Annotated in this window: 34 protein-coding genes; 18 read left to right on the plus strand and 16 right to left on the minus strand. The window is 66.9% G+C overall.

Annotated features, from left to right (window positions below; translation table 11 throughout):
* Nucleotides 1-33 precede the first annotated feature (33 nt).
* The gene (gene hflC / locus J0A91_RS09670; RefSeq protein WP_069207190.1) at nt 34-852 is read right to left on the minus strand and encodes a protease modulator HflC; all 819 of its coding nucleotides are present in this window, start codon (nt 850-852) and stop codon (nt 34-36) included.
* Between the two features lie 41 nt (nt 853-893).
* Nucleotides 894-2,042, minus strand: a complete 1,149-nt coding sequence (gene hflK / locus J0A91_RS09675; protein WP_069204745.1) for a protease modulator HflK — start codon at nt 2,040-2,042, stop codon at nt 894-896.
* A gap of 71 nt (nt 2,043-2,113) precedes the next feature.
* Between hflK and J0A91_RS09680 the strand changes: the two genes are divergently transcribed.
* The 4 genes from J0A91_RS09680 to J0A91_RS09695 are packed head-to-tail and all read left to right on the plus strand — an operon-like array spanning nt 2,114 to nt 4,263.
* Nucleotides 2,114-3,079: an Mrp/NBP35 family ATP-binding protein gene (locus J0A91_RS09680; protein ID WP_069204746.1), complete on the plus strand. Its 966-nt coding sequence runs from the start codon at nt 2,114-2,116 to the stop codon at nt 3,077-3,079.
* A complete protein-coding gene (locus tag J0A91_RS09685; RefSeq protein ID WP_069204747.1) occupies nt 3,079-3,507 on the plus strand; it encodes a CoA-binding protein in 429 nt (142 codons plus the stop codon). Before J0A91_RS09680 ends, J0A91_RS09685 begins: the two co-directional genes overlap by 1 nt.
* A gap of 36 nt (nt 3,508-3,543) precedes the next feature.
* Complete coding sequence (locus tag J0A91_RS09690; RefSeq protein WP_240502248.1) at nt 3,544-3,861, plus strand: PilZ domain-containing protein; 318 nt, start codon at nt 3,544-3,546, stop codon at nt 3,859-3,861.
* Nucleotides 3,862-3,918: 57 nt separating this feature from the next.
* Nucleotides 3,919-4,263 carry a hypothetical protein gene (locus tag J0A91_RS09695; protein WP_069204749.1) on the plus strand — a complete coding sequence of 115 codons (345 nt, stop codon included), beginning with the start codon at nt 3,919-3,921 and terminating at the stop codon, nt 4,261-4,263.
* A gap of 18 nt (nt 4,264-4,281) precedes the next feature.
* Here the strand turns inward: J0A91_RS09695 and J0A91_RS09700 are convergent, their stop codons facing one another.
* The 4 genes from J0A91_RS09700 to J0A91_RS09715 all read right to left on the minus strand — a co-directional run bounded on the left by J0A91_RS09700 (nt 4,282) and on the right by J0A91_RS09715 (nt 8,770).
* Entirely contained in the window at nt 4,282-5,331 is a 1,050-nt protein-coding gene (locus J0A91_RS09700; protein ID WP_069204750.1) for an aspartate-semialdehyde dehydrogenase, read from the minus strand.
* 370 nt (nt 5,332-5,701) lie between these two features.
* A complete protein-coding gene (locus J0A91_RS09705; RefSeq protein WP_069204751.1) occupies nt 5,702-6,988 on the minus strand; it encodes a homoserine dehydrogenase in 1,287 nt (428 codons plus the stop codon).
* Nucleotides 6,989-7,153: 165 nt separating this feature from the next.
* Nucleotides 7,154-8,107: an isopenicillin N synthase family dioxygenase gene (locus J0A91_RS09710; protein WP_069204752.1), complete on the minus strand. Its 954-nt coding sequence runs from the start codon at nt 8,105-8,107 to the stop codon at nt 7,154-7,156.
* A 162-nt stretch (nt 8,108-8,269) separates the two neighbouring features.
* Complete coding sequence (locus J0A91_RS09715; protein ID WP_069204753.1) at nt 8,270-8,770, minus strand: hypothetical protein; 501 nt, start codon at nt 8,768-8,770, stop codon at nt 8,270-8,272.
* Nucleotides 8,771-8,876: 106 nt separating this feature from the next.
* Between J0A91_RS09715 and J0A91_RS09720 the strand changes: the two genes are divergently transcribed.
* From J0A91_RS09720 to J0A91_RS09730, 3 genes are all read left to right on the plus strand, one after another.
* Complete coding sequence (locus J0A91_RS09720) at nt 8,877-10,106, plus strand: multidrug effflux MFS transporter (RefSeq protein WP_083224596.1); 1,230 nt, start codon at nt 8,877-8,879, stop codon at nt 10,104-10,106.
* A gap of 75 nt (nt 10,107-10,181) precedes the next feature.
* Nucleotides 10,182-10,532 (plus strand): DNA primase, encoded by a 351-nt coding sequence (locus tag J0A91_RS09725; protein ID WP_206365011.1) that lies wholly within the window; start codon nt 10,182-10,184, stop codon nt 10,530-10,532.
* A 138-nt stretch (nt 10,533-10,670) separates the two neighbouring features.
* Nucleotides 10,671-11,372, plus strand: a complete 702-nt coding sequence (locus J0A91_RS09730; RefSeq protein WP_069204754.1) for a hypothetical protein — start codon at nt 10,671-10,673, stop codon at nt 11,370-11,372.
* Between the two features lie 81 nt (nt 11,373-11,453).
* Here J0A91_RS09730 and J0A91_RS09735 read toward each other — a convergent pair whose 3' ends face one another.
* Complete coding sequence (locus J0A91_RS09735; protein ID WP_069204755.1) at nt 11,454-11,669, minus strand: hypothetical protein; 216 nt, start codon at nt 11,667-11,669, stop codon at nt 11,454-11,456.
* A gap of 80 nt (nt 11,670-11,749) precedes the next feature.
* Here J0A91_RS09735 and J0A91_RS09740 point away from each other — a divergent pair, with 80 nt between their 5' ends.
* Nucleotides 11,750-12,454 (plus strand): Crp/Fnr family transcriptional regulator, encoded by a 705-nt coding sequence (locus J0A91_RS09740; protein WP_240502249.1) that lies wholly within the window; start codon nt 11,750-11,752, stop codon nt 12,452-12,454.
* 80 nt (nt 12,455-12,534) lie between these two features.
* On the opposite strand, the gene J0A91_RS09745 is transcribed toward J0A91_RS09740, so the two are convergent.
* Nucleotides 12,535-13,212: an RBBP9/YdeN family alpha/beta hydrolase gene (locus J0A91_RS09745; RefSeq protein WP_069204757.1), complete on the minus strand. Its 678-nt coding sequence runs from the start codon at nt 13,210-13,212 to the stop codon at nt 12,535-12,537.
* A gap of 196 nt (nt 13,213-13,408) precedes the next feature.
* Here J0A91_RS09745 and J0A91_RS09750 point away from each other — a divergent pair, with 196 nt between their 5' ends.
* The 5 genes from J0A91_RS09750 to J0A91_RS09770 all read left to right on the plus strand — a co-directional run bounded on the left by J0A91_RS09750 (nt 13,409) and on the right by J0A91_RS09770 (nt 16,519).
* Nucleotides 13,409-14,158 carry a TlyA family RNA methyltransferase gene (locus J0A91_RS09750; protein ID WP_069204758.1) on the plus strand — a complete coding sequence of 250 codons (750 nt, stop codon included), beginning with the start codon at nt 13,409-13,411 and terminating at the stop codon, nt 14,156-14,158.
* Nucleotides 14,159-14,247: 89 nt separating this feature from the next.
* Nucleotides 14,248-14,805 carry a TspO/MBR family protein gene (locus J0A91_RS09755; protein ID WP_069204759.1) on the plus strand — a complete coding sequence of 186 codons (558 nt, stop codon included), beginning with the start codon at nt 14,248-14,250 and terminating at the stop codon, nt 14,803-14,805.
* A gap of 24 nt (nt 14,806-14,829) precedes the next feature.
* A complete protein-coding gene (locus J0A91_RS09760) occupies nt 14,830-15,096 on the plus strand; it encodes an accessory factor UbiK family protein (RefSeq protein ID WP_069204760.1) in 267 nt (88 codons plus the stop codon).
* Between the two features lie 108 nt (nt 15,097-15,204).
* Nucleotides 15,205-15,705, plus strand: coding sequence for a type III secretion system chaperone family protein (locus J0A91_RS09765; RefSeq protein WP_069204761.1), 501 nt, complete (start codon nt 15,205-15,207; stop codon nt 15,703-15,705).
* A 1-nt stretch (nt 15,706) separates the two neighbouring features.
* Complete coding sequence (locus tag J0A91_RS09770; RefSeq protein WP_069204762.1) at nt 15,707-16,519, plus strand: pyrroline-5-carboxylate reductase family protein; 813 nt, start codon at nt 15,707-15,709, stop codon at nt 16,517-16,519.
* A gap of 258 nt (nt 16,520-16,777) precedes the next feature.
* Here J0A91_RS09770 and rpsI read toward each other — a convergent pair whose 3' ends face one another.
* From rpsI to J0A91_RS09790, 4 genes are all read right to left on the minus strand, one after another.
* Nucleotides 16,778-17,326, minus strand: coding sequence for a 30S ribosomal protein S9 (gene rpsI, locus J0A91_RS09775; RefSeq protein ID WP_083224598.1), 549 nt, complete (start codon nt 17,324-17,326; stop codon nt 16,778-16,780).
* Nucleotides 17,326-17,805: a 50S ribosomal protein L13 gene (gene rplM / locus J0A91_RS09780; protein ID WP_083224599.1), complete on the minus strand. Its 480-nt coding sequence runs from the start codon at nt 17,803-17,805 to the stop codon at nt 17,326-17,328. The genes rpsI and rplM overlap by 1 nt, the downstream gene beginning before the upstream one ends.
* Nucleotides 17,806-17,944: 139 nt before the next feature.
* Nucleotides 17,945-18,994, minus strand: coding sequence for a COX15/CtaA family protein (locus tag J0A91_RS09785; RefSeq protein WP_069204763.1), 1,050 nt, complete (start codon nt 18,992-18,994; stop codon nt 17,945-17,947).
* Between the two features lie 122 nt (nt 18,995-19,116).
* The gene (locus J0A91_RS09790) at nt 19,117-19,848 is read right to left on the minus strand and encodes a helix-turn-helix transcriptional regulator (protein ID WP_069204764.1); all 732 of its coding nucleotides are present in this window, start codon (nt 19,846-19,848) and stop codon (nt 19,117-19,119) included.
* An 86-nt stretch (nt 19,849-19,934) separates the two neighbouring features.
* On the opposite strand from J0A91_RS09790, the gene J0A91_RS09795 reads away from it, so the two are divergent.
* From J0A91_RS09795 to J0A91_RS09810, 4 genes are all read left to right on the plus strand, one after another.
* The gene (locus J0A91_RS09795; protein WP_069204765.1) at nt 19,935-20,333 is read left to right on the plus strand and encodes a VOC family protein; all 399 of its coding nucleotides are present in this window, start codon (nt 19,935-19,937) and stop codon (nt 20,331-20,333) included.
* A gap of 154 nt (nt 20,334-20,487) precedes the next feature.
* Nucleotides 20,488-20,880, plus strand: a complete 393-nt coding sequence (locus J0A91_RS09800; protein WP_069207195.1) for a MerC domain-containing protein — start codon at nt 20,488-20,490, stop codon at nt 20,878-20,880.
* A 116-nt stretch (nt 20,881-20,996) separates the two neighbouring features.
* A complete protein-coding gene (locus J0A91_RS09805; protein ID WP_069204766.1) occupies nt 20,997-21,215 on the plus strand; it encodes a hypothetical protein in 219 nt (72 codons plus the stop codon).
* 49 nt (nt 21,216-21,264) lie between these two features.
* A complete protein-coding gene (locus J0A91_RS09810) occupies nt 21,265-21,615 on the plus strand; it encodes a DUF3147 family protein (RefSeq protein ID WP_069204767.1) in 351 nt (116 codons plus the stop codon).
* A gap of 15 nt (nt 21,616-21,630) precedes the next feature.
* On the opposite strand, the gene map is transcribed toward J0A91_RS09810, so the two are convergent.
* The 3 genes from map to J0A91_RS09825 form a co-directional block, all read right to left on the minus strand.
* Nucleotides 21,631-22,410, minus strand: coding sequence for a type I methionyl aminopeptidase (gene map, locus J0A91_RS09815; protein ID WP_069204768.1), 780 nt, complete (start codon nt 22,408-22,410; stop codon nt 21,631-21,633).
* 1 nt (nt 22,411) lies between these two features.
* Complete coding sequence (locus tag J0A91_RS09820; RefSeq protein WP_069204769.1) at nt 22,412-22,618, minus strand: ParD-like family protein; 207 nt, start codon at nt 22,616-22,618, stop codon at nt 22,412-22,414.
* A 66-nt stretch (nt 22,619-22,684) separates the two neighbouring features.
* Nucleotides 22,685-24,154, minus strand: a complete 1,470-nt coding sequence (locus tag J0A91_RS09825; protein WP_150126876.1) for a lipopolysaccharide biosynthesis protein — start codon at nt 24,152-24,154, stop codon at nt 22,685-22,687.
* Nucleotides 24,155-24,332: 178 nt separating this feature from the next.
* On the opposite strand from J0A91_RS09825, the gene J0A91_RS09830 reads away from it, so the two are divergent.
* Nucleotides 24,333-25,667, plus strand: a complete 1,335-nt coding sequence (locus J0A91_RS09830) for an O-antigen ligase family protein (protein WP_069204771.1) — start codon at nt 24,333-24,335, stop codon at nt 25,665-25,667.
* 5 nt (nt 25,668-25,672) lie between these two features.
* On the opposite strand, the gene J0A91_RS09835 is transcribed toward J0A91_RS09830, so the two are convergent.
* A complete protein-coding gene (locus J0A91_RS09835) occupies nt 25,673-26,767 on the minus strand; it encodes an acyltransferase family protein (RefSeq protein ID WP_069204772.1) in 1,095 nt (364 codons plus the stop codon).
* Between the last annotated feature and the right edge of the window lie 170 nt (nt 26,768-26,937).

The following is a 26,937-nucleotide window of genomic DNA, read 5'->3' on the forward strand; positions in this document are numbered from 1 at the left end:
GGCTATTGAATATGAACACGCCGAAAGACTCGATCAGCGCCGGCCCTGGAACTCCTTCAGGTAGGCGTTGTCGGGCGACAATACCATCGAGGTCTGGCCTTTCGCGCTATCGCCGAAGGTATAACGGTACGATTGCATGGCCCGGTAGAAGTCATAGAAGTCCGGGTCTTTGTTGAAGCTTTCCGCATAGATCTGCGCGGCCTTGGCGTCGGCTTCGGCGCTGATAATCTGCGCGGTCTGCTGGCCCTTGGCCTGGATCGTCAGCGCTTCCTGTTCGCGCGCGGTCTTCATCCGGTCGAGCGCACTTTGCAGCGGCGCGCCGTCGGGCAGGTCGGCATGCTTGATTCGCACGTCGACGATCTGCACGCCGTATTGCGCGGCGAGCCGCTGCAACCCGGCCTGGATATTGTCCATCACCTGGCCACGCTCGGGGCTGAGCAGCGCCGCGAACGGGCGCTTGCCGAGTTCGTTGCGAAGCGCCGAACTGAACAGCGGCTGGAGCTGATCGATCACGCGCTGCTCGGTGACCGAGGTGCTGCCGGTTGACACCACCGCCTTCAGCGGATCGACGATGCGGAAACGCGCATAGGCATCGACTTCGAGCCGCAACTGGTCGGTCGAGAGCACCGGCTGGTTCTCGAGCTCGACATCGAGCACGCGCTTGTCGACCCACACGATGCGGTCGATGAACGGGATACGCGCGATCAGACCGGCACCCGAACGGCCGAACACCTCGTTGGGCTTCCAACGGTTGATCGCGCCGCCGACGGGCTGTTCGAAGCGCAGGATCACCGCCTGCTTGGTCTCGGGCACGATCGCGAAGGTGCTGGCGATCAGGATCAGCGCGAGCATCGCGACGATGCCGATCGCGACCGGGTTGCGGAAGCTGAGGTTCACTGGGCGTCTCCCTGAACCTGCGGGATGGTGGCCGGGGCCGCCTGTGCCGCCGGAGCCTGCGCCTCGGGCGCGCGGCGCGCGCCGCCCGGCAGCGGCAGATAGGGAACGACGCCGGGCGCCTCGACGATCGTCTTGTCGCTGCGCGCCATCACCTGTTCCATCGTCTCATAATACATGCGCTTGCGCGTTACTTCGGGGGCGAGCTTGTACTGGGCGTAGATCACGTCGAACGAGGCTGCTTCGCCCTGTGCGCGCGCAAGGATCTGCTGCGCATAGCCACGCGCCTTGTTGATGTTGCCCTGCGCCTCCTGCTGCGCGGCGGAGACCTTCTTGAACGAATCGATCACCTGCTCGGGCGGCTGCGCGCCCTTGATCGCGACGCCCTGGATGCGGATGCCGGCGTTGTAGCTGTCGAGGATCGCCTGCATGTTCTGCTGGACCTTGACCTCCATCGCGCCGCGGCCCGATCCGATCGCGTCGTCGAGCGTCGCGGTGGCCAGCACCGCGCGCATCGCGCTTTCGGCGGTGGCGCGCAGAGTCGATTTGGGATCGGCGATCTGGAAGACGTAATCTTGCGGGTTGCTGATGTCCCAGCGCACCGAATAATTGACGTCGACGACGTTCTGGTCGCCGGTCAGCATCAGATTCTCGCCGCCATTCTCGGGGAAGGTGTCGGTCTTGATCTCGCGCACGTCGACCTTCATCACCGAGTTGAACGGTGCCGGCAGCGTCAGCCGGATGCCGGGTTCGAGCGTGCCGGCGTAGCGGCCGAAGAAGGTCACCACCGCGCGCTGCTGCGGCCCGATCGCATGGATCGAGGTGAACGCGATCCACAACACGACGATGATGCCGAGGCCGATCAGCCAGAGCGCGCCTGCGCTTGGCGTGCCCGGAATATGAGGCCGGCCGCCGCCGCCATTGCCGCCGCCGGCACCCCGCGCGCGCTTGATGAACTCGTCGAGCGCACTCGGCCCGGGAATGCGCGGGCGGTTGCCATTGCCGTTACCGGGCTTGGGCGCCCAGGGGTTGCGCGGGCCTTCGCCACCACCGCCGGCGCCATCGCCGTCGGAGCCGCTGCCCCACGGGCTTTTGTCGTCGCTATTGAGGAGAGGGGGACGCTGAAACCAGCCCGTTAGGATCGTCATGCTTTCTCTATAGGTACGGGTTTCAATGAAAAATAGTGGCAAGCGGCCGCAACGACCCTATCTGCGCAACGATGACCGATCCAAATCCGCTTGATACCGCACTCGCTCCCGTCGCCGGCACCCGCGCGACCGCGCGGATCGAGGGAAGCCGCGCCAGCATCATTCTCGACGTGAGCGGGCTCGATCCGAGCGAGCATGACGCGCTCGAAGCGCGCGTCCGCGCGGCGGCGAGTTCCGTTCCCGGCATCGAGACGGTGCGCGTCGCGCTGACCAGCCAGCGCACCCGCCGCGTGGCGATCGCGGTGGCGAGCGGCAAGGGCGGGGTGGGCAAATCGACCGTCTCGGCCAATCTCGCCATCGCGCTCGCCGCGCGCGGGCGGCGCGTCGGGCTGGTCGATGCCGACATCTACGGCCCGTCGCAGCCCAAGCTGATGGCGGTCGAAGGCAGCAAGCCGACCGCGCGCGACAAGGTGCTGCAACCCGTGGCCACCCCTTATGGCGTGCCGTTGCTGTCGATGGGGCAGCTCGTCGCGCCCGATCAGGCGATCGCCTGGCGCGGGCCGATGGCGGCGGGGGCGCTCGGGCAGCTCATGGATGCCAATTGGGGCGCGACCGATACGCTCGTGATCGACCTGCCACCGGGCACCGGCGACGTCCAGCTCACCATGATCCAGAAGCACCGCCCGGCGGGCGCGGTGATCGTCTCGACCCCGCAGGATCTCGCGCTGATCGACGCGCGCCGCGCGATCGATCTGTTCAACAAGGCCGGCGTGCCGATCATCGGTCTGGTCGAGAACATGTCGGGTTACGCCTGCCCGCATTGCGGGGAAATCTCGAATCCGTTCGGGCAAGGCGGTGCGGAAGCGGCGGCGGGCGAACTCGGCATCGCCTTCCTCGGTCGCATCCCGCTCGACATCGCGATCCGTACCGCGTCGGACGCAGGCACGCCGCCCGCCGCCGGGAACGGTCCCGAAGCCGCGGCGTTCGCCACGATTGCCGACGCTGTCGCGCGGTGGATACAGACGGAGGGACGCTGATGCCGATCACCGATGATGCCGGAATCAAGGCTTTGCTCGAGGAAGCCCGCACGATCGCGCTGGTCGGCGCGTCCGATCGGCCCGACCGCCCATCCTATGGCGTGATGAAGCGGTTGCAGGATCACGGCTACCGCGTGATCCCGGTCAACCCGCAGATCACTGGCGAGCATATCCACGGCGAGTTCGTGTTCCGCGATCTCGACCAGCTCGGTGATCCGATCGATCTCGTCGATATCTTCCGCAACTCGGCCGCTGCCGGCGAGGCGGTGGACGATGCGATCCGCATCGGTGCGAAGGCGGTGTGGATGCAGCTCGGTGTCGTCAACGAAGCCGCCGCCGCGCGCGCCGAGGCGGCCGGGCTGAAAGTGGTGATGGATCGCTGCCCCGCGATCGACATCCCCCGGCTCGGTGTCGCGCCGGTCGCATAGCGGAAACTTAACCATCGCACGGCTATGCTGCCCGCGATGCAAGACGCCGAGACCAGACCGGAAACCCGCGCCGCCGCCCGCAGCGCGGTGGCGATCCGTGCGCAGGTGCGGATGATGGGCACCGACAAGCTCGACATTGACGTGACCGACCTGTCGCGCACCGGCTTCCAGATCGAAACGATCCACCGCATCCAGCCGGGCGCGACGATCTGGCTCAGGATTCCCGGCCTCGCCGGTCTCGAAGCGACGGTGAAATGGGGCCGCCGCCATTTCTACGGCTGCGCCTTCGTGAGGCCGCTTCACGAAGCGGTGTTCGACCATGTCGTCGCGCTCGCCACGCCATCGCGTGATTGACGCGACTGCGCGCGCGGATCATCCTCACGCGATCCAAGGCTTCCGGGCGACTCCGCGATGGTGTTTCCGCTGTTCCTGCTGATCGCCGCACCCGATGATGCGGCGATCACCGCCTACCAGGCGCTGACCAGCGCGAGGCCGGCCTGCTCGCGCCCCACTGGCGATGATGTCGTGGTCTGCGGTCGCCGCGCCGCCGATCGCTACCGCGCGCCGCTGATCGTTCAAGACCCCGGCGACCCGGCGCACGAAGGCGCGCTTGCCGAGCGCGAACGGCTGTTCGCGCGTACCGACAATTGCGAGGAGAAATCGATCTTCCTTGTCGGTTGCGGCTCTTTCGGGGTGAAAGCGACCGTGAACGGCAATGGCGCGCACGTCGCGGGCGAGCGGGCGCTGGCGCCGTAGCGCCCGCTCGCGCGGCCGTCAGCGCGCCTGCGTCAGCAGCACTTCGGCGATCTGCACTGCGTTGAGCGCGGCGCCCTTGCGCAGATTGTCGCCGGTGACGAACAGCGACAGGCCGTTCGCGACGGTCGGATCGGGGCGCACGCGGCCGACGAACACCGCATCCTTACCCGTCGCGGCGAGCGGATTGGGCACCGCCACCAGCTCCACGCCGGGCGCGCGGCGCAGCAGGCCATTGGCCTCGCTCACCGAGACCGGGCGCTCGAACGCTGCGTTGATCGACAGCGAATGGCCGGTGAATACCGGCACGCGCACGCAGGTCGCCGAGACGGCGAGATCGGGCAGGCCGAGGATCTTGCGGCTTTCGTCGCGCAGCTTGAGTTCCTCCTCGGTATAGCCGTCCTCGACCAGCACGTAGTTGAGCGGCACGACGTTGAACGCGATCGGTGCGGCCCACTTGCGCGGCACGCCCAGCTTCACCGCGCCACCGTCCTGCGCGAGCGTGGCGCAGGCCGACGCGCCGGCGACGATCTGCTCCTCAAGCTCGCGCACGCCCTCCATGCCGCCGCCGGACACCGCCTGATACGTGCTCGCCACCAGCCGCGTCAGGCCGGCGGCGTCGTGGAGCGGCTTGAGCACCGGCATAGCCGCCATCGTCGTGCAATTGGGGTTCGCGACGATGCCCTTGGGCAGATCGCGGAGCGCGTCGGGATTGACCTCCGCCACCACCAGCGGAACCAGTGGATCGCTGCGCCAGGCCGAGCTGTTGTCGATCACCACCGCGCCCGCCGCCGCGACCTTCTCCGCCAGCGCCTTGGAGGTGCCGCCGCCGGCCGAAAAGAACACGATGTCGAGGCCCGTGAAGTCCGCCGTCGCCGCATCCTCGATGGTGACGTCCGCGCCCTTGAACGGCACCGTGCTCCCGGCCGAGCGGGCCGAGGCGAACAGCCGCAGTGCGGTGAGCGGGAATTTGCGCTCGGCGAGCATGGTCAGCATCATGCTGCCGACGAGGCCGGTTGCGCCGACGATGCCGACGGCGAGACGATCGGGCGAGGGGCGGAACGAAGTCATGGGTAGGCGTCTCCTGATATGCGGAGGCGCGGGAGGTATTTCGGTCCTGTCGTACAAGGCCGCCCCGCGCTTACCGCGGGGCTGTGTCCGGTTGGCTTAGGGTTGAACCGTCAGCACGACCAGACCGCCCCGCGCATGCGGGTCGGCTTGGTGCTAATGGTTTTGGCCCTCGAGGACATGGCGAGCGCCGATAACGAGGGACGAGCGCGGTGTAAACGGGGTTCGCGCTTTTTGCTCGCCGCCTTCTGCTCCCCTCCCTGAAAGGGAGGGGCTGGGGGTGGGTCGGCCAGTTGGTGGCGGAACCTTCCCTCGCGGACCGACCCACCCCCGACCCCTCCCTGCCAGGGAGGGGAGAAGCGTGAAGACACCCTTACTCCAGAATATGCATCCACAAAGGCTGGCCGGTCAGGCTCTGCGAGCCGCGCAGCCGCTCCAGCGCCTGCGCGACCGCGCGTTCGGGCGCTTCGTGCGTCACGATCGCGACGAGCACGCTGCCGTCGCCGCTCGCGCCGCGCTGGATCAGGCTTTCGATCGACACGCCCGCATCGCGCATCGCCGCCGCGATCTCGGCGAGCACGCCGACCTTGTCCGCCACCGCGAAGCGCACGTAATTGCGACCGCGCCGCTCACCCGAATCGGCTGCACCCTGCGCCAGCAGCGCGGACGAGGGCATCGCGAAGGCGGGGCCGAACTCACCGCGCGCGATGTCGATCAGGTCGGCGACCACCGCGCTCGCCGTCGGGCCGTCGCCGGCGCCCGCGCCCTGGAACAGCAGCCGCCCGACGTAATTGCCCTCGGCGACGACCGCATTGGTCGCGCCCGTCACGTGCGCGAGCGGGTGGCTGATCGGCACGAGATGCGGATGCACCCGCTGGAACAGCCCGCCCGCGCCGTGATCGGCCACGCCGAGCAGCCGCACGCGGTAGCCGAGCGCTGCCGCCTCGGCGATGTCGGCGGCAAGCACATGGCGGATGCCGCTCGCCGCGACATCCGCGAACGCAGGCTGGGTGCCGAACGCGATGCTGGCGAGGATCGACAGTTTGTGCGCAGCGTCGATGCCGTCGATGTCGAAGGTCGGATCGGCCTCGGCATAGCCGAGCGCCTGCGCCTCGGCGAGCACCTCGGCGAAGTCGCGGCCTTCCGCTTCCATCTTCGACAGGATGAAATTGCAGGTGCCGTTGAGGATGCCGTAGACGCGGCTGATCTCGTTGGCGGCGGCGCCCTCGCGCAGCCCCTTGATGACCGGGATGCCACCCGCGACCGCCGCCTCGAACTTGAGCGCCGCGCCGGCTTTCTCGGCGGCTTCGGCGAGTTCCAACCCGTGATGCGCGATCATCGCCTTGTTGGCGGTGACGAAGCCCTTGCCCGCGGCGAGCGCGCTGCGCGCCAGCGTGAGGGCAGGGCCGTCCGATCCGCCGACCAGTTCGACCACGACATCGACATCGCGTGAGGCCAGCGCCGTCGTGTCATCGACCCATGCGAAGCGGCTGATATCGACGCCGCGATCCTTGTTCCGGTCGCGCGCGGATACCGCGACGATTTCGATCGGCCGCCCCGCGCGCCGCGCGATCAGCGCGCCATTCTCGTCGAGCAACCGGATCACGCCGCCCCCGACGGTGCCGAGGCCAGCGAGCGCGATACGAAGCGGTTGGGTCATGATGGGCTTTCCAAAGTCTCGCCCCAACGCCGTTCGCCCTGAGCCTGTCGAAGGGCGTGCCACAAGCGCCATCGTTCGCGGCACGTGCTTCGACAGGCTCAGCACGAACGGTTGAGGTGCGGCGCCTTTAGACGGTGCCTTGGCGTTGGAACAAGCCCGACGTGGTTACTTCTTCACCAGCCCGATTTCGACCAGCCGCTCATGCAGGTAGTCGTGCGAGGTGATCGGCGTCTCATATCGGTTCGGCCGCGCCGCGCTGATGCAGCCTGGCAAGGTCTCGATCAGGAAATCGGGATTGGGGTGCAGGAAGAATGGCATCGAATAGCGCGAGACGCCGCGCCGCTCGGGGGCTGGGTTGACGACGCGGTGGCTGGTCGAGGGCAAAACATGGTTGGTCAGCCGTTGCAGCATGTCGCCGACGTTGACGACGAGCGCGCCCTCGGGCGGCTTGACCGGCAGCCATCGCCCATCACGATCGAGCAGTTCGAGACCGGCCTCCTCGGCGCCGAGCAGCAGGGTGATGAGGTTGATATCCTCATGCGCGCCGGCGCGGACGCCCTCGGCATCGGCCGGAATCGGCGGATAGTGCAGCAGCCGCAGGATCGAATTGCCGTTCTCGACTGCGGGGTCGAACCAGTCGGGCGCGAGCCGCAGGTGCCGCGCGATCGCGGAGAGGATGCGGTCGCCGGCGCGGTCGAACGCTGCATAAAGCTGGAGGAACGTGTCGCGGAAACGCTCGGGTCGTTCCGGCCAGATGTTGGGCGGCATGCGGTCGGCGAGCGGATGGCCGGCCGGCAGGTCGCGCCCGACGTGCCAGAATTCCTTGAGATCGACCACCGACGCACCTTTGGCGATCTCGGTCCTGAACGGCGTATAGCCCCGCTGGCCACCGCCTTCGGGGGTAAAATAGCGGCGCTTCTCGTCCTCGGGCAGTGCGAAGAAGGCGGCGGTATCGGCCCAGCCACGCGCGATCAGATCGTCGGGGATGCCGTGATCGGCGATGACCGCGAACCCGAACCGTTCGAACGAACCGCCCAGCGCGGCGGCGAAGCCGGCGGGGTCGCCCGCCTCGTCGGCGAGCGAGAGCGTCGGGATTTCGGAAAGCGGGGTATCGGACATGGACGCGACCGTTGGTTGGGGACTGGGCCGGCCAACATAGGCGGTCAGGGCGCGGGGGAATACCCCGCTACCCATTGTTCTCCCGCGAAAGCGGGAGTCCAGGGCCACAAGCGCTGCGCTGTTTGGCTCTGGACCCCCGCTTTCGCGGGGGAACGGGTGTGTTCAGCCGATCAGGATTGTGCCACGTGCCTTGTCTCCACCCACCGGCGAAAGATCGAGCCGGAACGGCTTGCCCTCCTCGGTCGTACCCGCGAGGCCAGACCCATTGGGCGAGACCTTGAAGCCAGCGCCGCCCAGCTTGCCCGCGAACCAGTCGCGCACCGTCGCCGGAGTTGCCGGGCTTTCGAAGCTGACCTTGACCTGGCCGTCATCGTCCCGTCCCGGCCGGTCATGCCCGTCGATGTTCATGCCGCTGATCGTCGAGCCGGGGTAGAGATGCACGCCGTTCATATCGAAATCGCCGGCGTCGAGCTTGATCGCGGGCAGTTTGATGCTGCCCGAAATGCCCGGCGCGTTGAGCGCCATCTGGCCGTTCGAATCGATGCTCGCGACGACATTGCCGTCAGCGCCGTCGGCGTTGAGGGTGATGGCAGTGCCGTCCTTGCCGTCGCCGCACGCGGCGAGCAGGGCGAGCGGGATAGCGAGGAGCAGGGGGCGGATCATGACGCTCTCCGTGTGTCAGTGTGGCAATACACTAAGCTGAAGTCGCACGCCACGTCAACGCGGCTTGCGCGTGACCGGCGTGGCGATGTCGGGCATGAGGCGGGCAATGTCGATCGAATCGCCTCCCGCCACGCTCAACACCGCGCCGATTCCGTTCCTCGAATTCGTCGCGCTGGTCGCCGCGCTGATGTCGCTGGGTGCGCTGGGTATCGATTCGATGCTGCCCGCGCTGCCCGAAATCGGGCGGCGGCTCGGCGTTCCCGATGTCGGTGGGCGCGCGCTCGTCGTCACCGTGTTCGTGGTCGGCTTCGGCCTCGGGCAGTTGATGCAGGGGCCGCTGACCGACCGCTACGGGCGGCGGCCGGTGCTGATCGGCGGGCTGATCGGCTATATCGTCTGCTGCCTGCTCGCCGGGCTGGCGGGGAGTTTCACCTTGCTGCTGGCGGCGCGTTTTGCCGGCGGTGTGGCGATCGCGGCGAGCCGCGTCGTCACCATCGCCCTGGTGCGCGATTGCTTCACCGGCCGGGCGATGGCGAAAGTGTCGAGCCTCGCCTTCATGGTGTTCATGGCCGCGCCGATCCTGGCGCCGAGCGTCGGACAGCTCATCCTGCTGGTGGGATCGTGGCGGCTGATCTTCGAGGTGATCGCGGGGCTGGCGGCGCTGGTGCTGGTGTGGTTCGCGTGGCGCATGCCCGAGACGCTCGCGCCCGAGAACCGCGTGCCGCTGTCGGTTCGGCAGTTGCTGCGCGGCTGGCGCGCGACGCTCGCTGACCGCGCCTCGCTCGGCTACATGATCGCGGGCATGATCGTGCAGGGTGCGCTGTTCGGCTATATCGGGCTGATCGAGCCGATCATGGAGCGAGTCTTCCACGCCCAGCATCTGCTCGGCCCGGTGTTCGCCGCGTCGGCCGGGACGATGGCGGCGGCGAACCTGCTCAACTCGCGGATCGTGATGCGGCTCGGCATGCGCCGCATCTCGCAGGCCGCGCTGGTGGTGATGACGCTGGCTGCGGCTGGCGGTCTCATCGCGGTGGGGATGGGGCGCGAAGGGCTGGTGCCGTTCGTCCTGCTCCAGGCGCTGGCGATGGCGGGCTATGGCCTCGCCGGATCGAACATGTCGGCGATGGCGATGGAGAATATGGGCGCGATCGCCGGCACCGCCGCGAGCCTGCAAGGGGCGCTCGTCGTCACCGGCGGCGCGGTGCTCGGGTCGATCATCGCCAGCTTCTTCGACGGCACCACGATCGCGCTGCACGCCGGCTTCTTCGTGGCGGGGCTGCTCGGCCTCGGCATCGCCGCGATCGTCGAACGCGGCCGGTTGTTCCGCCCGAGCTGAGCGATTCTCGGGAACCGAGTTGCGTGTGTGATGTTGGCGTCGTGCCCCCATTTTTCCCGGGACAGGAGAGCGAAGATGGCGATCAGCGGTGGATATCAGGTGCCCGGCGAAGGCCCGGGCGACGACGGCTACGACGAGGAAGGCTATGACGAGAGCCAGCGCGCCGAAATCCTCGAAGCGACCAGCGGCGGCCCGAGCGACGGCGCGATCCTGACCGACCTCGAACCCGATATCGTGGGCGAAGAGGACGAGGACGACGAAGACGATCTCAAGATGGAGAGCGACGAAGTCGGCGAAGAAGACGATGACGCCGACCAGGACGAGGACGATCAAGACGAGGATTCGCTCCAGGAGGATTTCGAGGACGATGACCTCGCCGACGACGACGACCTCGACGACAAGGACGACGCCGCACTGAAGCCCTGACGCGCCGGGTGCGGCCGGCATAGCCGGCCGCACAGATGTCCGCCCTCCCGCAAACGTTCCATCACCGATACGAGTTGACCGGAACGGAGCCGGTGACGCATCGTTGAGAGAACCCGATGTCGTCGAAAGTGTTTGCCCGTGCGCGTTGTTGCCGCTTTGCCCCTGCTGCTGATCGTCGCGTGCGCGCCGCAGACCGATACAAATATCAACAACGACGTCGATATCGATGCGGCAGCTGAGCGCGCGCAGAGCAGCATCAACGCCTACCGCCCCGATACGCCGCTGCCCGCGAACGATCCGGTCGGGCCGCCACCGTCCACTGATCCGATGCCGTCGCCCACGCCAACCCCTAACGGGAGCGTTCCGGATGGTCTCGAAGAGCCGCTTGCGCCACCCCCGCCCGGCGCACCCGGCGGACTGCCCGACGATCGCACGCCGATCTCCGAGGCGCCCGCCGCGCCCGACAGCGCGCAGGGCGCCGCGAAAGTGGTCGAGCGCTATTACGCGCTGATCGGCGAGCGCAAATTCAAGCCGGCGTGGCAGATGTGGCGCGGCGGCGGCGCCGGCTCGCGGCTCACGCCCGCGGATTTCGCCGACAGCTTTTCGGAGTTTAGCGAATACCACGCCAATATTGGCGCGCCCGGGCGGGTCGATGCCGGCGCGGGGCAGCGCTTCGTCACCGTGCCGGTGCAGATCTATGCGCGGTTAAAGCGGACCCGCAAACCCTATTATCAGATCGGCTCGGTCACGCTCCAGCGCTCCGACGTGGACGGCGGGACGGCTGCGCAGAAGACATGGCATATCCAGCAGGTCGCACTTAAACCGGTCCAGAAACGGTGACGCCAACGGCGCGGACCAGGTTGAAGCGGCGTACCGGACGCGCATGTCATGCGCCAACCGCGAGCAGGCGTAGCGGAGGGTCTATCCTCCGGTGGTGTCGCTGTCGCGGCGATTGTCCGATGGCATCGCGCCGGTGGGCTGATCCTGTGCCTCGCGGGCTGCAGCGTCGATTGAATGCGCGGTTTGCCGTGCCGCATCAGGCGTGAGCGAGAGAGCGAGGCCGTCCGGGCCGTCGATCATCACCTCGCCGTGTTCGGCAGTCGCCTCGGCGGGTATTTTTTCAGGCTGCTTGGTCATGGACGATACCTCTTGTCGGGAATAACGTGCATGGCTGGGTGGCGTTCCGGTGATTTGGGGATGGGGGTGTTCAAGCGATGATGACGCGGTTGTTCTTGCAGGCGCATAGAACGCCCACCCTGACCCCGGAGGAGGTCGCCGCGCTGGAACAGGCGATCGCGCGCACCACCGAGTTCGCCGCGCGCCGCACGATCGTGCGGCCGAACGAACCGCTCAGCCAATGCACGTTGCTGCTCGACGGTTTCATCCAGCGCTACAAGGACACACCAGACGGCCGACGCCAGATCCTCGCGATCCATGTGCCGGGTGATTTCGTCGATCTGCACAGCTATCCGCTCCGCCAGCTCGAACATCATGTCGCGGCGATCACCCCTGTGCAGGTGGCGCTGTTCCCGCATAGCGCGATCCGCGTGCTGACGATGGAATCCGCGACGCTCACCGAATTGCTGTGGCGCTCGACGATGATCGACGCGGCGATCAACCGCGAGTGGATCGTCTCGATCGGCGCGCGCCCGGCGGCGGTGCGGCTCGCGCATCTGTTCTGCGAAATGTACCTGCGGCTGGAGCGGGTCGGCATGGTCGAGGGTATGCGCTATGCGCTGCCGCTGACACAGATCGATCTCGCCGACGCGACCGGGCTGACGGCGGTCCATGCCAACCGCATGCTGCGCCAGTTGCGGGAACAGGGTTTGGTGGAGTTCCGCCAGGGGAGCGTCGAGATTTTCGACTGGCCCGGGCTAAAGCGGTTCGCGGAGTTCGACCCGAGCTACCTGTATCTGGATTAGTGTTCGGCGCGGCGGCCTATAACGGCGCTTAGGCAGTAGGCTCGATCATGGCGCAACGCCGCTACGTCAGCGTCCACCGCTCATGCCGTCGGTCCGAGATACTGCTCCCGCCCGGCATCAGCCGCGCTGATCGCCAGGATCGAGCGCGCCTCGCTCGGCGCGCGTGTCTTCCCCTGGCGGTCGGCGGCGGCATGCACCACCCGGTCGAGCAGTTCGCGCCCCTCGCTCCACCAGCCGATGCCGCTGGCTGCGTTGAGATGCCCCTGCGCGCCGGCATCGACGAAATGGCTGCCCCAATCGACCGCAAGGCTGTGCGCGCGGTCGATGTCGATCCACGGATCGTCGGTGCTCGCCACCACGATCGACGGGAAGGGGAGCGCCGTGCGCGGCGCGGGCGCGAGCGCTTTCAGTTCCTGCTGCGCATCGGTGCGATCGACATCGGCGGGGGCGACCAGCAAGGCGCCGGCGACCGGCCAGCCATAAGGCTGACGAGTCAGTTCCGCCCACCACGCCACCGCGAGACAACCAAGGCTGTGCGCCGCCAGCACCACAGGCGCCTGCGCGGAGCGGATCGCCTGATCGAGCTTGGTTACCCAAGCGTTGCGATGCGGCGTGTTCCACATGCCGAGTTCGACGCGGACGGTATCGGGCCGTGCCGCTTCCCAGAGGCTCTGCCAATGCGATGGCCCCGAGCCGCCGAGGCCCGGCACTGTCAGGACCGTCGGCTGAGCCGGATCGAAGTGCGAAAAGCTGCCCATTGTGCCTCTCCAGACGTTCGAGGAAACGTGGCCGTCCGTCGCTCTAGGGTACGCCGGATAACCACGCTTCCCAGCTCCGAAGATATTCCTACTCATCCGATAGGCAATAGCGCCTGCGCCGGAGCGAAGGCGGGTTGCGGCAGCCCGAAATCGTCGCCGCCTTTGCGTCGGCGAAACGGCGCTGTTAGGAGGCGAAATGCCGAAGATGCGCGCCGACCAACTCCTCGTCGATCGGGGGCTCGCCGAGAGTCGCACACGCGCGCAGGCGCTCATCATGGCGGGGCTGGTGTTTGCCGGTACGCGCAAGATTGACAAGCCGGGGCAGGCGGTCGCGGACGACGTGATGCTCGACGTGCGCGGGCGCGATCATCCGTGGGTTTCGCGCGGCGGCATCAAGCTCGCGCACGCGATCGGGCACTTCGGCCTCGATGTTACGGGTGCGGTCGCGATCGATGTCGGTTCCTCGACCGGCGGCTTCACCGACGTGTTGCTGACGGGTGGCGCGGCGCGGGTCTATGCGGTCGATAGCGGCACCAACCAGCTCGCATGGAAGCTGCGCGAGGACGAGCGTGTCATCGTCCACGAAAAGACCAGCGCGCGCATCCTGACGCCCACTCACATTCCCGAAGCAGTCGATCTGATCGTCTGCGATGCCAGTTTCATCGGTCTCGCCAAGGTGCTCGACGTGCCGCTCGGCTTCGCGCGGCCCGGCGCGCGGCTGGTCGCGCTCATCAAGCCGCAGTTCGAGGCGGGGCGGGGCGAGGTCGGCAAGGGCGGGGTCGTGCGCGATGCCGCTGTCCATGCGCGCGTCTGCACCGAGGTGTCCGAGTGGCTGACGGGCAGGGGCTGGCAGGTCGACGGGCTGGTCGAAAGCCCGATCACCGGGCCTGAGGGCAATGTCGAGTTTCTCATAACGGGGCATTTGCCCGAAGCCGGAGCCGACTGACGCGGAACTCCAGCACGCTGCGGCAATTGTCTTTCACACCTGCGATGATACACGATCCACGTACCCCGCAGGGCGTAAAGGACCAACGGTTGAGCGAAATCGCGTCTAGGCAACAGTTGAGGCTGGCGTTCCTGCGCTGGGCGATCGTGACGGTGCCGCTGATCCTGCTGCTCGGCTTCACCTCGGCGCGGATCGCGCCGGCGGGATCGCAGAACCGCTGGTACACGATGCTCGCCAAGCCCGCCGCCAACCCGCCCGACTGGGTGTTCCCCGTCGCCTGGACGACGCTGTACGTGCTGATGGGGCTGGCGCTGGCGATGGTGATCCACGCGCGCGGATCGCGGCTGCGCGGGCCGGCGATCGCGCTGTTCGCGGTACAATTGCTCGTCAACCTGATCTGGTCGCCGGTGTTCTTCGGCATGCATCTGGTCGGCTGGGCGCTGGTCATCATGGCCCTGATGTTCGTGCTGGCGCTGGCGACGACGCTGATATTCGGGCGAATCCGCACGCTGGCGGCGTGGCTGATGGTGCCGTATCTGGCTTGGGTGGCGTTCGCGGGTGCGCTGCTGTTTCAGATCGATCGGCTCAATCCGAACGCCGAAACCATTGCGCCGGCGTCGGCGAGTACCCAAGTCATCTCTCTGTAAGCCATCCAAGGAAGTGTTTTCATCATGCAGGCCGACAACAAAATCTTCGACGATCTCGTAAAGCTGATGAACAGCGCGGCGGGTACGATCGCCGGCGTCGGCCGCGAAGCCGAAGCGGGCGCCAAGGCGCGCGCCAAGGAGTGGATCGGCGGGCTCGACTTCGTCAGCCGCGACGAGTTCGAAGCCGTCAAGGCGATGGCCGCCGCCGCGCGCGACGATGCCGATGCTCTGCGCGCGCGCATCGCCGCGCTCGAAGCCAAGGCCGGCGCCGGGGTCTCGACCGAAGCTTGATCCGGTTATCCACAGCTTTGTCGACAGGTCCGTCCACACGGGCTTGTCGGCATTTCGGGCCTTCGCCACGCTTGAGCCTGTACCGTCTAAAGCGTAAGGGCTGACGATATGCTCGACGAAGCCGATTACGAACGCGACGACGCCGCTCCCATCGATATGCTCGAAAGTTACTTCTCGGCGCATGGCTGGGATTACGAGCGCCAGGATGACGAGGTCATCGCCAAGGTCAAGGGAAGCTGGACTCAGTACGAGCTGCGCGCCTTGTGGCGCGACGAGGACAGCGTCATTCAGTTCCTCGCCTTTCCCGACATCCGCGTCACCGACGAGCGCCGTAGCGCGCTTTACGAGACGGTCGGGCTCATCAACGAACAGCTCTGGGTCGGCCATTTCGAGATCTGGTCGGCGAGCAACATCCTGCTCTATCGCCACGCCGCGATGATCGACGGAGACGGCGGCACGCTGTCGCTCGCCGCCGCCGAATTGCTGGTCGAATCGGCGATCGACGAATGCGAGCGCTTCTACCCGGTGTTCCAGTTCGTGCTGTGGGGCGGCAAGAGCCCCAAGGAAGCGCTCGCCGCCGCGATGACCGAGACGCAGGGCGAGGCCTGACATGAGCCTGTCCGCCGCCGGGTTGCCCGGACGCATCCTGCTGGTCGGTGCCGGCAATATGGGCGGCGCGATGCTGCACCGCTGGATCGATGCGGGCGTGGTGCCCGAGAACATCACCGTGCTCGATCCGGGAACGCCGAAGCTTCCCGCCGGCGTGCGGCACCTCGACGCGCTGCCGGCGGAGTACACGCCCGATACGCTGGTCCTCGCGATCAAACCGCAACAGCTCGATTCGTTCGTCGCCACCGCGCCGGGGCTCGCGCCGCGTCTGCTGGTGTCGATCCTCGCCGGTGTCGAGGAAGCCTCGCTGGCGGCGCGTTTCCCCGGTGCCGGGGCGATCGTGCGCGCGATGCCCAACCTGCCGGTGCTGATCGGCAAGGGCGTGGTTGCGCTGCACGGTGCCGGCGACGACGGCGAGGCGCAGGTCGCCGCCGAGGCGCTGATGCGCCCGCTCGGGCTGGTCGAATGGATCGCCGAGGAGTCGCTGTTCGATGCGGTGACGGCGCTGTCGGGCTGCGGCCCCGGCTTCGTGTTCCGCTTCGCCGAGGCGCTGGCCGAGGCCGGCGCCGCGCTCGGCCTGCCCGCCGATCAGGCCGACCGGCTCGCGCGCGCGACGCTGGAGGGTTCGGGCATCATGGCCGCGTCGGCTGTCGAGTCGCCCGCGACGCTGGCCGATCGTGTCGCCAGCCCCGGTGGCTCGACACGCGAGGGACTCAACGTGCTCGACGCGGACGATGCGCTCAAGGCGCTGCTGCGCGAGACGCTCGCCGCGTCCGCGCGCCGCAATGCCGATATGGCCGCCGCCGCGCGATAACGTTGCTGATCGTCTGCGCCTCCTGACGCGCGACGACCTCCAATATCTCCGTTCGTCCTGAGTGCCTGCCGAGTTGCCGGAAGCGCGTATCGAGTGTCGCAGGACAGGCCCAGAACGCGACCTGCTCATCTCCACAGGGCGCAAGCGCCTACTCGATCGCTACCCAGCGCGAACGGGTGGAGATAATGTCATCACGACATAAACGAAAAGGGCGGCCCGTTGCCGGACCGCCCCTTTGCGCGTTCGAGACCGAGACGCTTAGCGCTTCGAGAACTGGAAGCTACGACGTGCCTTGGCACGGCCGTACTTCTTGCGCTCGACGGTGCGGCTGTCGCGGGTCAGGAAGCCGGCGGCCTTGACGGGCGCGCGCAGGATCGGCTCGTACTTGGTGATCGCCTGGCTGATGCCATGCTTCACGGCGCCGGCCTGGCCCGAAAGCCCGCCGCCCTTGACGGTGCAGATCACGTCATACTGGCCGGTGCGCTCGGTGATGCCGAACACCTGGTTGATGACGAGGCGCAGCGTCGGGCGTGCGAAATACACTTCCTGATCGCGGCCGTTGATGGTGATCTTGCCGGTGCCGGGCTTGAGCCACACGCGGGCGACGGCGTCCTTGCGGCGGCCGGTCGCATAGGCGCGGCCGTACTTGTCGAGATCCTGCTCACGCAGCGGCGCGCGCTGAACCGGCTCGTCGATCTGGCCCGACAGATACGCGTCGGCCTTCACTTCGGCATTGGCCTCGGCGACTTCGCCCTGCTGGTTGAGCACGGCACCGAGATCGGAAAGGGACTGGCGATTGTCGGTCATTACGCGCCCACCTTGTTCTTGCGGTTCATCGCCGCGATATCGAGGACTTCGGGGTTCTGCGCTTCGTGCGGATGCTCGGTGCCGGCAAAGATGCGAAGGTTGCGCATCTGGGCACGGCCGAGCGGGCCGCGCGGGATCATGCGCTCGATGGCTTTTTCCAACACGCGCTCGGGGAAGCGACCTTCGAGCACCTTGCCCGCGGTGATTCCCTTGATGCCGCCGGCATAGCCGGTGTGCTTGTAATAAACCTTGTCCTTGAGCTTGTTGCCCGTGAACCGAACCTTGTCCGCGTTGATGATGATGACATTGTCACCGCAATCGACGTGGGGCGTGAAGCTCGGCTTGTGCTTGCCGCGCAGGATGTTGGCGATGATCGACGCCATGCGGCCGACGACCAGGCCGTCCGCGTCGACGATATGCCATTTCTTCTCCACCTCGTGCGGCTTTACCGCCTTGGTGGTCTTCATGAGCGCCTTCATGGGGCTGTGACCTCTTGTTCGAAACGAAAGGCGCCGCCCACGGATGGACGGCGCTTGGTGGCGGGCTAATGTTGCAGAACCGCGCGCAAGTCAAGCAAAGTGCCGGTTTGCTGACGGGTATTGTGATACCTGTCAGTTTTCAGCGGCGCTGCCGGCCGATCGCGTGCACGCCCCAGGTGGTGGCGATCACCAGCAGCGCGCCCCCCAATTGGTGCAAGGCGGCCAGGGTGATATCGACACCGCTCATCACGGTGGCGATGCCGAGCAGGATCTGCACGCCGAACGCGCTGTGGATCGCGACCGAAGCCATGCGGTTCCGCGCGCGCTTCGCCGCCCGCGCGAGCACGATCAGCGCCGCGACCAGGACCCACGCCCACCAGCGATGGATGAAATGGACCAGCGACGGATCATCGAGCAGCAACGCGCCGAGCGGGCGCGTGCCGAGCACCTCGTGCGGGAAGAACCGCCCGTTCATCAGCGGCCATTCGTTGGTGACCAGCCCGGCGCGCAGCCCCGCCATCAGCGCGCCATAGAGCAATTGCACCGCCAGCACGGCACCGACGAGCGCGCCGAACCCGGTCAGCCGCGCCGGTCGCGCGTAGGAATTGGCGGCGAGCGCGCGCAGATCGAGCGCGGTCCACACCAGCCCGGCGAGCGTGAACAGGGCGGTGAGCAGATGCGCCGCCAGCCACAACGGCGCGACCTCGGTCCGAACCGACAGGCCCGAGCGCACCATCAGCCAGCCGAACGCACCTTGCAGCCCGCCGAGCGCGAGCAGCGCGACCAGCCGCCAGCCATAGCCGCGCGGGATCTGCCGTCGCACCGCAAACCACAGCAGCGGCACCGCAAACACCGTGCCGATCAGCCGGCCGAGCAGCCGGTGGAGATATTCCCAGAAGAAGATGTGCTTGAACCCGGCCAGCGTCATGCCGTGGTGGATCGCCTCATATTGCGGAATGCGGCGGTAATTGGCGAACTCGGCCTGCCACTGGCTCTCCGTCAGCGGCGGGACCACGCCGGTGATCGGCTTCCACTGGGTGATCGACAGCCCCGATTCGGTAAGGCGCGTGACGCCGCCGACCACGACGATCAGCACGATCATCGCGGCGACGACATAGAGCCAGCGGATCATCGCGAGTGGAACGGCCGGCCGGCCTGAGAGCGGCCGGCCCGAGAGCAGCTTTAGCATCACATATGCGTAGCGACCTCGCGGCGCGCCGTCGATTGGACAAATTGGCGAGGGCGTGGGGGGCGAGTCAGGCTGGATTCGGGAGGGATGGGCGGTAGTTGACGCGTCTCACGTCCCCAGCCCTACCGAACACGATGATATTTCGGGGAATCCTCTTGCGGGCTCTTGGCAAGTTCGGCCGCTCGCCAAGCCTCCCAACGGCGATGCAGATCGCGCTTCGGCTCCGGGATCGGCTGATTCAGAGCTTCGGCGGCCACCATCCGATCGGTGCGGAAGTGGCGAAATCCGTGTCGCACCTCACACCATGCGATCAGGATGCGATGGGTATCCGAATAGCCCAGGATGATCGGCCAGACCGTCCGCTCGGTTCGTTCGCCGTTAGCGGCACGATAGAGGAGGCGTAGCTTCGACCGCGAGCGGATCGCATCCCGCAACGTTGCCGGGTCCACGGCTTCCTCGATCGGGTCAAGGCGCGGTGGGACGCCCGTACTCGGCATCGTGATGAATGGCCGGAGATGCGCGGGAACAGCCGTGGCGACCTTGGCCAGAACGTCGTTCGCGGCAGGGGAGAGATGCGGATCGCCGCGCCCGGCGACCCACTGTGCGCCCAGGACAATGGCTTCCAACTCCACCTGGGTCAGCATCAGCGGCGGCATGTCGTATTCGGCCGCCAGCAGATATCCGAGGCCAGCCTCGCCGATGATCGGCACCCGCTGCCCCATGAGATCGGCGATATCGCGGTACACGGTGCGCGTTGAAACCTCCAACTCAGCAGCCACGGCGGCGGCGGTTACCGGCCGCGTCGATCGGCGAAGAACCTGGATGATCTGAAAAAGGCGTTCGGCGCGACGCAACGGCTGATGACTCCTGCTGACACAACGGTGTCAGCAGTGCTGCGCTAAGACGCCACCGCACACAAGAACCAACCGGGAATGCAGCCATGAAGTTCACATCCGTCCGCCTGATCGCCGCCGACATCAAGGCGATGGTGACCTTCTATGAGCTGGTGACGGGTCAAACCGCCGATTGGCTCGCGCCGCAATTCGCCGAGATCGTCACGCCGGCCGCGACTCTCGCCATCGGCAGCGTGGAGACGGTGGCGGCTTTTGCCGAAGGGAGCGCGGAGCCGAGCGCTAACCGCACCGCCATTCTGGAGTTCATGGTCGCGGATATCGATGCCGTCTTCGATCGTCTGAAAGGCAAGGCCGAGCTGGTGCATGAGCCCAAACTGCTGCCGTGGGGAAATCGCACGTTCCAAGTCCGTGATCCTGAAGGCTCGCCCGTCAGCATCTTCATGCCTTTCACCGATGCCGCAAAGGCTCGCTTCGGATCACGATAGGCTCCCGTACCGCGTGGCGCGGGCCTTTCCTGAAAACGAACCGCCCAACGGCATAGTCCGGCGGCATCTACGGACACGTCGATCCGGCGTATGCCGCAAAATCTCGCGATGATATGTTGTAACTTCGAACCCGCCATGCCACATGCGGCTGGCCATGACTGCTCACGTCCATCATCCCGCGATCCACTGGATCGAGTCGCGCTTCGACGGTCTTGCGATCGGCCTTTCCGGGCTGTGCGTGATCCACTGCGTCGCCAGTTCGGTGTTGGTCGCGCTGGCGGCGTCGGCGGGCGGCTTGTTGCTCAATCCGATCTTTCACGAAGTCGGCCTGTCGATCGCGATCCTGCTCGGCGTGATCGCGCTTGGGCGCGGCGCGGTGTCGCACGGCTATATGCTGCCGGCTGCGGTCGGTTCGCTCGGCCTCGGCATGATGGCCGGTGCGATGTCGCTGCCCCATGATAGCGGCGGTGGCGAGACGATCTGGACGCTGGTCGGCGTCGCAATCCTCGCGCTCGGGCATGATCTCAACCGTCGCGCGGCGAATTAGGCTCAGCCGCGCCTGGGGTGCCCGCCCGGTTCGCAAGATGAACAAATCTTCACGGAACAGCATGGGCTCGTCACCGGTACTGGCGAGACCAAGCATCTTGTTCGAATGGAGCCGCCATGCGTTTCGTATCCCTTTTCGCCCTGCCGCTGCTGATGGTGTCGGCGTCGCCGGCGCTGGCCAAGGGCTGCATTCGCGGCGCGGCGGCGGGCGGCGTCGCCGGGCATTATGTCGGCAAGGGCCATGCGGTAATGGGCGCGATGGCGGGATGTGTCGCCGCGCACCATTATTACGCCAAGCAGGCACGCGCGCAGAAGGCCGCGCGCACGCACGGATAAGTCCAGCGCCTCTGGTTCGGGAACGGGATGCGGCGTATCGTCGCCGGCTATGCTGTACCTCGCCCTCAAAGCCGCAATTTCGGGTGTGTTGATCGCGGCCGCTTCGACGCTGGCCAAACGCTATCCCGGTTTCGGGGCATTGGTGGCGTCGCTGCCGTTGGTGTCGGTGCTCGGCATGATCTGGCTGTGGAGCGAGAAGCCCGACGTCGAGACGATGGCGGCGCATACCGGGGCGACCTTCTGGTACGTGCTGCCGTCCTTGCCGATGTTCCTGCTGATTCCCGTCCTGCTGCGGCAAGGCCTGGGCTTCTGGGCATCGCTGGCGGCGGGGTGTTGTCTGACGATCCTGTTGTACGCCGCCATGACCTGGGCCGGGCCGCGCTTCGGACTGCGCCTCTGAATCTCCGTTGGCCGGTTACGCCCGGCGTTGCAGCATCGGCGCTTCGTCGCGGCGAAGCGTGAGGATTTCCACGCCGTCGGGCGTCACGGCGACCGTGTGTTCGAACTGGGCAGAGAGCTTGCGATCGTTGGTGACGACGGTCCAGCCGTCGTCCTCGGTCGAGACCTTGCGCGTGCCCTGGTTGAGCATCGGCTCGATCGTGAAGACCATTCCCTCGCGCAATTTGAGCCCCGTGCCCGGCTTCCCGAACGCCATGACCTGCGGTTCCTCGTGCATCTCGCGGCCGATGCCGTGCCCGCAATAATCGCGGACGATCGCATAGCCATGCTTCCTGGCGTGGCGTTCGATCGCGAAGCCGATGTCGCCGAGATGTGCGCCGGGCCGCACCGCGCGGATGCCGTGCCACATCGCCTCCTGCGCGACTTTCACAAGTCGGCGCGCGGCGGGCGGGGCGTTGCCGACGAGGTAGGTCTTGCTCGAATCGGCGATGAACCCGTTCTTTTCGAGCGTGATGTCGAGATTGATGATGTCGCCGTCGCGGATGATCTCGTCGGCGTTCGGAACGCCATGGCAGACGACATGGTTGATCGAGCAGTTCAGGACATATTTGAAGCCATATTGCCCCTTGCTCGCCGGGCGCGCGGCAAGATCGACGGTGATGAAGCGGTCGACCATGTCGTTGACCTGCATCGTCGACAGGCCGGCGAGATCCTGGCCGTCGAGCATCTCGAACACCGAGGCGAGCAATTTGCCCGAGATGCGCATCAGCGCGAGCTCGTCGGCGGTCTTGACCATGTCAGGCGGTCGGCGCGTCGGCGAGATGGAGGTTGGCGGCGGCGATCTGCGCCTGGACGATGTCGTTGAACGAGAGCGTCGGATTCGTTTCGGCGAGCATGCCGATCTTCATCCAGAACTCCGCCTGGGCGTTGATCGACCGGCACATCACGCTGCTGGCGCGGCGCGCTTCCTCATGCAGATCGTCGGCGATTTTCACGATGCCCATATGCCTACCTTTCACTATACGAACCGTATATGGTTCGTATAGTGAAAGGTCAACACGCGCGTGCCGCTAGTGGCCGAGCGCCTTCAGCACCGTACGGATATTGCCGGGCGCGAGAATGAGCAGGATCGCCGCGCAGGCAAGCGCGCCGCTGCCCAGCCGTACCGCCAGCGCCGGCAGGTGGAACGGCGTGACCGGCAGGGCTTCGCTCGCCGCCAGCGCATAGCCCGCCACCAGCGCGCAGGCGAGCGCGAGCCGGCGAAGGTCGTGGCCGGTACGCTCGACGCGGCGGGTCGCGGCGATGCAGCCGATCAGGATCGTCGCAGAGACGATCGCCGCGATCCACGCCGCCGCGATCGCGCCATAGTGTGGGATCAATATAATATTCGCGACGACGCCGAGCAGTGAAGGGGGGGTCGTCATCCAGCTCGCGAGGCCGGGGCGCTTGTGGAACATCAGTTCCTTGGTGAATTGCAACTGGATGCCATCGAGCATCACCGCCAGCACCAGCGCGGGTGTCATGTGCGCGGCGCCGGCATAGCGCGGCGGCCCGAGGAAGCGGATCAGTTCGGGGGTGACCGCCATCACCGCGACCGAGAGCATCGCCAGCACGGCGACGATCGCCATGTCCATCGCCGCGATCAGCGGCAGCGCGGCTTCGCCCTGGCGGCGCTTTTCGTAGAAGAACGGCAGATAGGCGGCGTTGAACGCGCCCATCAGCACCGACAGCGGGGCCATGCCGCTCGCGCTGAGCTGATAGAGGCCGAGGTCGGTCATCGATACCGAGCGGCCGATGATGACCCGGTCCGCCATCCGCCGCAGCCATGTCGACATCGCGACCGGCAGCGTCCTGATGCCATACGCGAGGTTCTCGCGCATCTGCCCCCACGGCAGCGGACCCGGCGTGTGGTTGCGGCGCAGGAAGCGCGCCCCAGCGGCGAGCGCGACGATCCCCGCGCCGATCGCATAGCCGTAGAACGCCCCCGCCGCGCCCCAGCCGGCCAGCACCAGCGCGAGGCTGGCGACTGCCTGCAACAGCGCCTGGCTGAGCTGGATCTGGATGAACGCCCTGGCGCGGCGCTCGGCGCGGGCGTTGGCGAGGTTGAACGCCACCACCGCCTGAAGCGACGATCCCACGAGCAGCAGCGGCACGAACGGCAGCGGTGGGATCGCGCCGCCGCTGATCCACGGCCAGATCATCACCAAGGGCGCGAACAGCAGCAGCGCCGTGCCGACCGCCACCGCGATCCGCAGCACGAAGCCGACGACGAGGAAGCGGCGGATCTCATGCGGGTCGTGGTGGTCGTAATAGAGCCGCGTCGTGGCGGCATCGAGCCCGAGGCCGGAGACGATCAGCAGCACGTTGAGCACGGTCATGCAGAAGCCCCACGCGCCGAACTCGCCGGTGCTCCACACGCGCGTGTAGAGCGGCACGAGCAACAGCGGGAACAGCCGGTTGATCACCGTGCCGAGCAGATAGGCGCCGGTGTTCGTCACCATCCGGCTTGCGCCGAGCCGGCGAATCAGACTGCCTGCCACTGAACCCCCGCTGCCCGCCACGCCGATCGGCCGTCGCACGGCGATAGCCGAGCGGCGCGGCGAGGTCACGCGGGCACATAGTGCGAACCGATTGCTCCGTTACGGTGCGGACGCCTTGTTCCACGATGCCGCTCCCGCGCATGGCGGGTGATGTCGGAAGCGGGGGCAGCGGGAGCGCGTGAGCAGGGTCGTCAGCCATCGCCACCGCGCGCCGCTCCGGCGTGATCGCGACAGGCGCGCGCGGCCGCGCGCTGCGGATGGCGGGCGCTTTGCCAGGCGGGCCGTGTTCGCGGCGATGGTCCTGCTCGTGCTGTCATTGTGCTACAAGATCGCCGCGCTCGGCGTGATCGTTATGCTGGCGCTGGGCGTCGCGATCTGGACGTGCCGCGCGAGCTTCCGCCGCTTCGACAGCGTGTTCGTGCTCGCGCTCGCCTATATCGCCGATGCGACGGTGACGAGTTTCATGGTGTCCTATCCCGCCGGCGTGGCGCGGACGGTGCAGTTCTGCATCATCGTGATCGCGCTGATCGGCCTGTACGCTTATGCGCAATCGGCGAAGCGCGCCGACGCGGAGGTCCTGCTCAAAGGCATGGGTGTGCTGTGCGCGCTCGTCACCGCGCATCTGGTGGGGTGGCATGTGCTGCACCACCATCTCGTCACGTGGAAATATCTGTCCGACACCAAGCTGATCCTGTCGCTGGCGCTGATGCCGCTGTTCGGGCTGGAGGACTGGATCACGCGCAAGGGGCGCTATCTCTTTCCGGGGCTGGTGCTGCTCGCCTTCGCGATCGTGCTGCTGAGCGGCGAGCGCAAGGCGCTGATCCTGTTCTGTGCCTTGTTCGCGCTGTGCCGCTTTCCGCTGGGTGCGAAGCTCGGCCTCGCCGGAATGATCGGCGCGGTCGCGGCAAGCGCGCTGCTGCTCGACGATGGCTATATCCACCGCGAACTGGCCAGCGCCGGGCGCGATTATTCGCACACGCCGACGCGCTATTTCTTCACCGTGCAGAGCATCTACGACCAGAGCGACATGGTCCGCGAGTTCGTCAATCGCAACGCCTGGACTTTGTTCACGCATCATCCCGCGTTCGGGGTGGGCGCCACCGGTTATTGGGCGTGGGCGGCGGCGACCTATGGCCCGACCGGCTTCGCGATGAACGTCCATGGTGAAGTCCACCGCATCCCGGCCGAGGGCGGCGTGTTCGGCATCGCGATCGTCGCGGGCTTCTTCGGCCTCGCGCTGTGGCGGGCGCTGCGCCATCTGGCGAACACCGGCGGGTTCGCGGCGGCATCGCTCGACCGGATGCCGCTCTACGGCATCATCCTGCTGCTGAGCTATTGCTATGCCGAGGCGGTCGATACGGCGATGCTGCTGCTGATCGGCGGGGTAGGGGTGATCGTCGGCACGCTGCCGAAGACGGGGCGCAGCTTGCGCGCGCGGCGCGCGCGGTTCGCCCGATCCGGTTCCGCGGTGCCGGCGCCCGTCCTGTCCGGCAGCCTGCGCAGCCGCGCCTGACGCCTTTACCGCGCAGCGAAGATCCACGCCCCGACCGGGCTTCGCATCATCCACCGCGCGATAAGGAAGGAGAGCAGGAGTGTCGCGGCGTAGGTGATCGCGAGCAGCGGCGCCGTCGCCATCAGCACATGCCCGGCGAGGCGTACCAGCGCATAGCCGATGATGCCGTGGATTAGATAGATCTGGAGCGAGTGGCGGCCCAACGCATCGAGCCAGCGCACGCGCAGGTGTGCGCCGCCGCGCAGGAATATGATCGATGCCGAGACCATGAGAATGTCGGTAACGATCAGGCCGGCGGGATGCGTGGCATCGTACAGCTTGAAGTCCGACAGGTTGATCGAGAGCTTGTCGATGACGCACACCGCAGTCATCGCGGCGAACACGGTGCCAGCCGCCCAAAGCGGAATCGCGGTGCTCCACCCCGTCTTCGCCAAAGCGGCGGCGAGCAGGCAGGGGAACAGCATATAGGCGACAATCGGCACGCCCCACGGCAGCATCGCCGCGATACGCGCGTCGAGATAGCCGATGGTCGCGTGCGCCGCAGCGGCGGCGAATAGCGCCACGGCGAACCACCCCGCGTTGGCGCGATCGAGCAGCGGCCGGATCGTCGCGAGGATGATGAACACCGGCAGGAACCAGAACATCTCGAACCCGGTCGCGCGCTCGATCGCGGCGCTGTTGGCCAAGGTAAGCGCGGACCCGTACCGCGCGAAGGCATCGCCGATCGAGCGCGGCGCGTCGGCGACCCCCGACACCGCGAACAGCACGGCATAGGCCGTGACGAAGACGCAGAACGGGCGGTAATACGTCTTGAGCGGGTACAGCCAATCCACCCGGCGGTCACGGTCGGCCCGGCGCAGGAACGGGATGATCAGAAACGCCTCGACGTGGAAATTGTAGAGGAGCCGATAGGCCCCGTAGGCATGCGATTCGAACAGGCGATTGTGGCCGAGCACGATCAGCGCGATCAGAACGCCACGCCAGGCGTGCGCGCTCGCGACGGTCTTTGCGGGTTCCGCAGGGACGGGCGGCGACGCGTCGCCCGGCCCGATCGCAGTCACGGACGCGGGAGCATGCCCGATCTGCCGGTATGACAACATGGCCTCCCATCGTTGTGGACGTCATGGCGCGGATGGATTCGGCGCCGAAGCGTGCGGGACCAGTGCGGCCCGGCGGAGCCTTCCAGGGCCCGGAGAACGGTGTTGGATATGATATCGGGCATTTCGTGGAAATGACATTCCGAAAATCAAAGATGATCTGCGTTTCCTCC

It is taken from the genome of Sphingomonas panacis (genome assembly GCF_001717955.1).
Taxonomy (GTDB): domain Bacteria; phylum Pseudomonadota; class Alphaproteobacteria; order Sphingomonadales; family Sphingomonadaceae; genus Sphingomonas; species Sphingomonas panacis.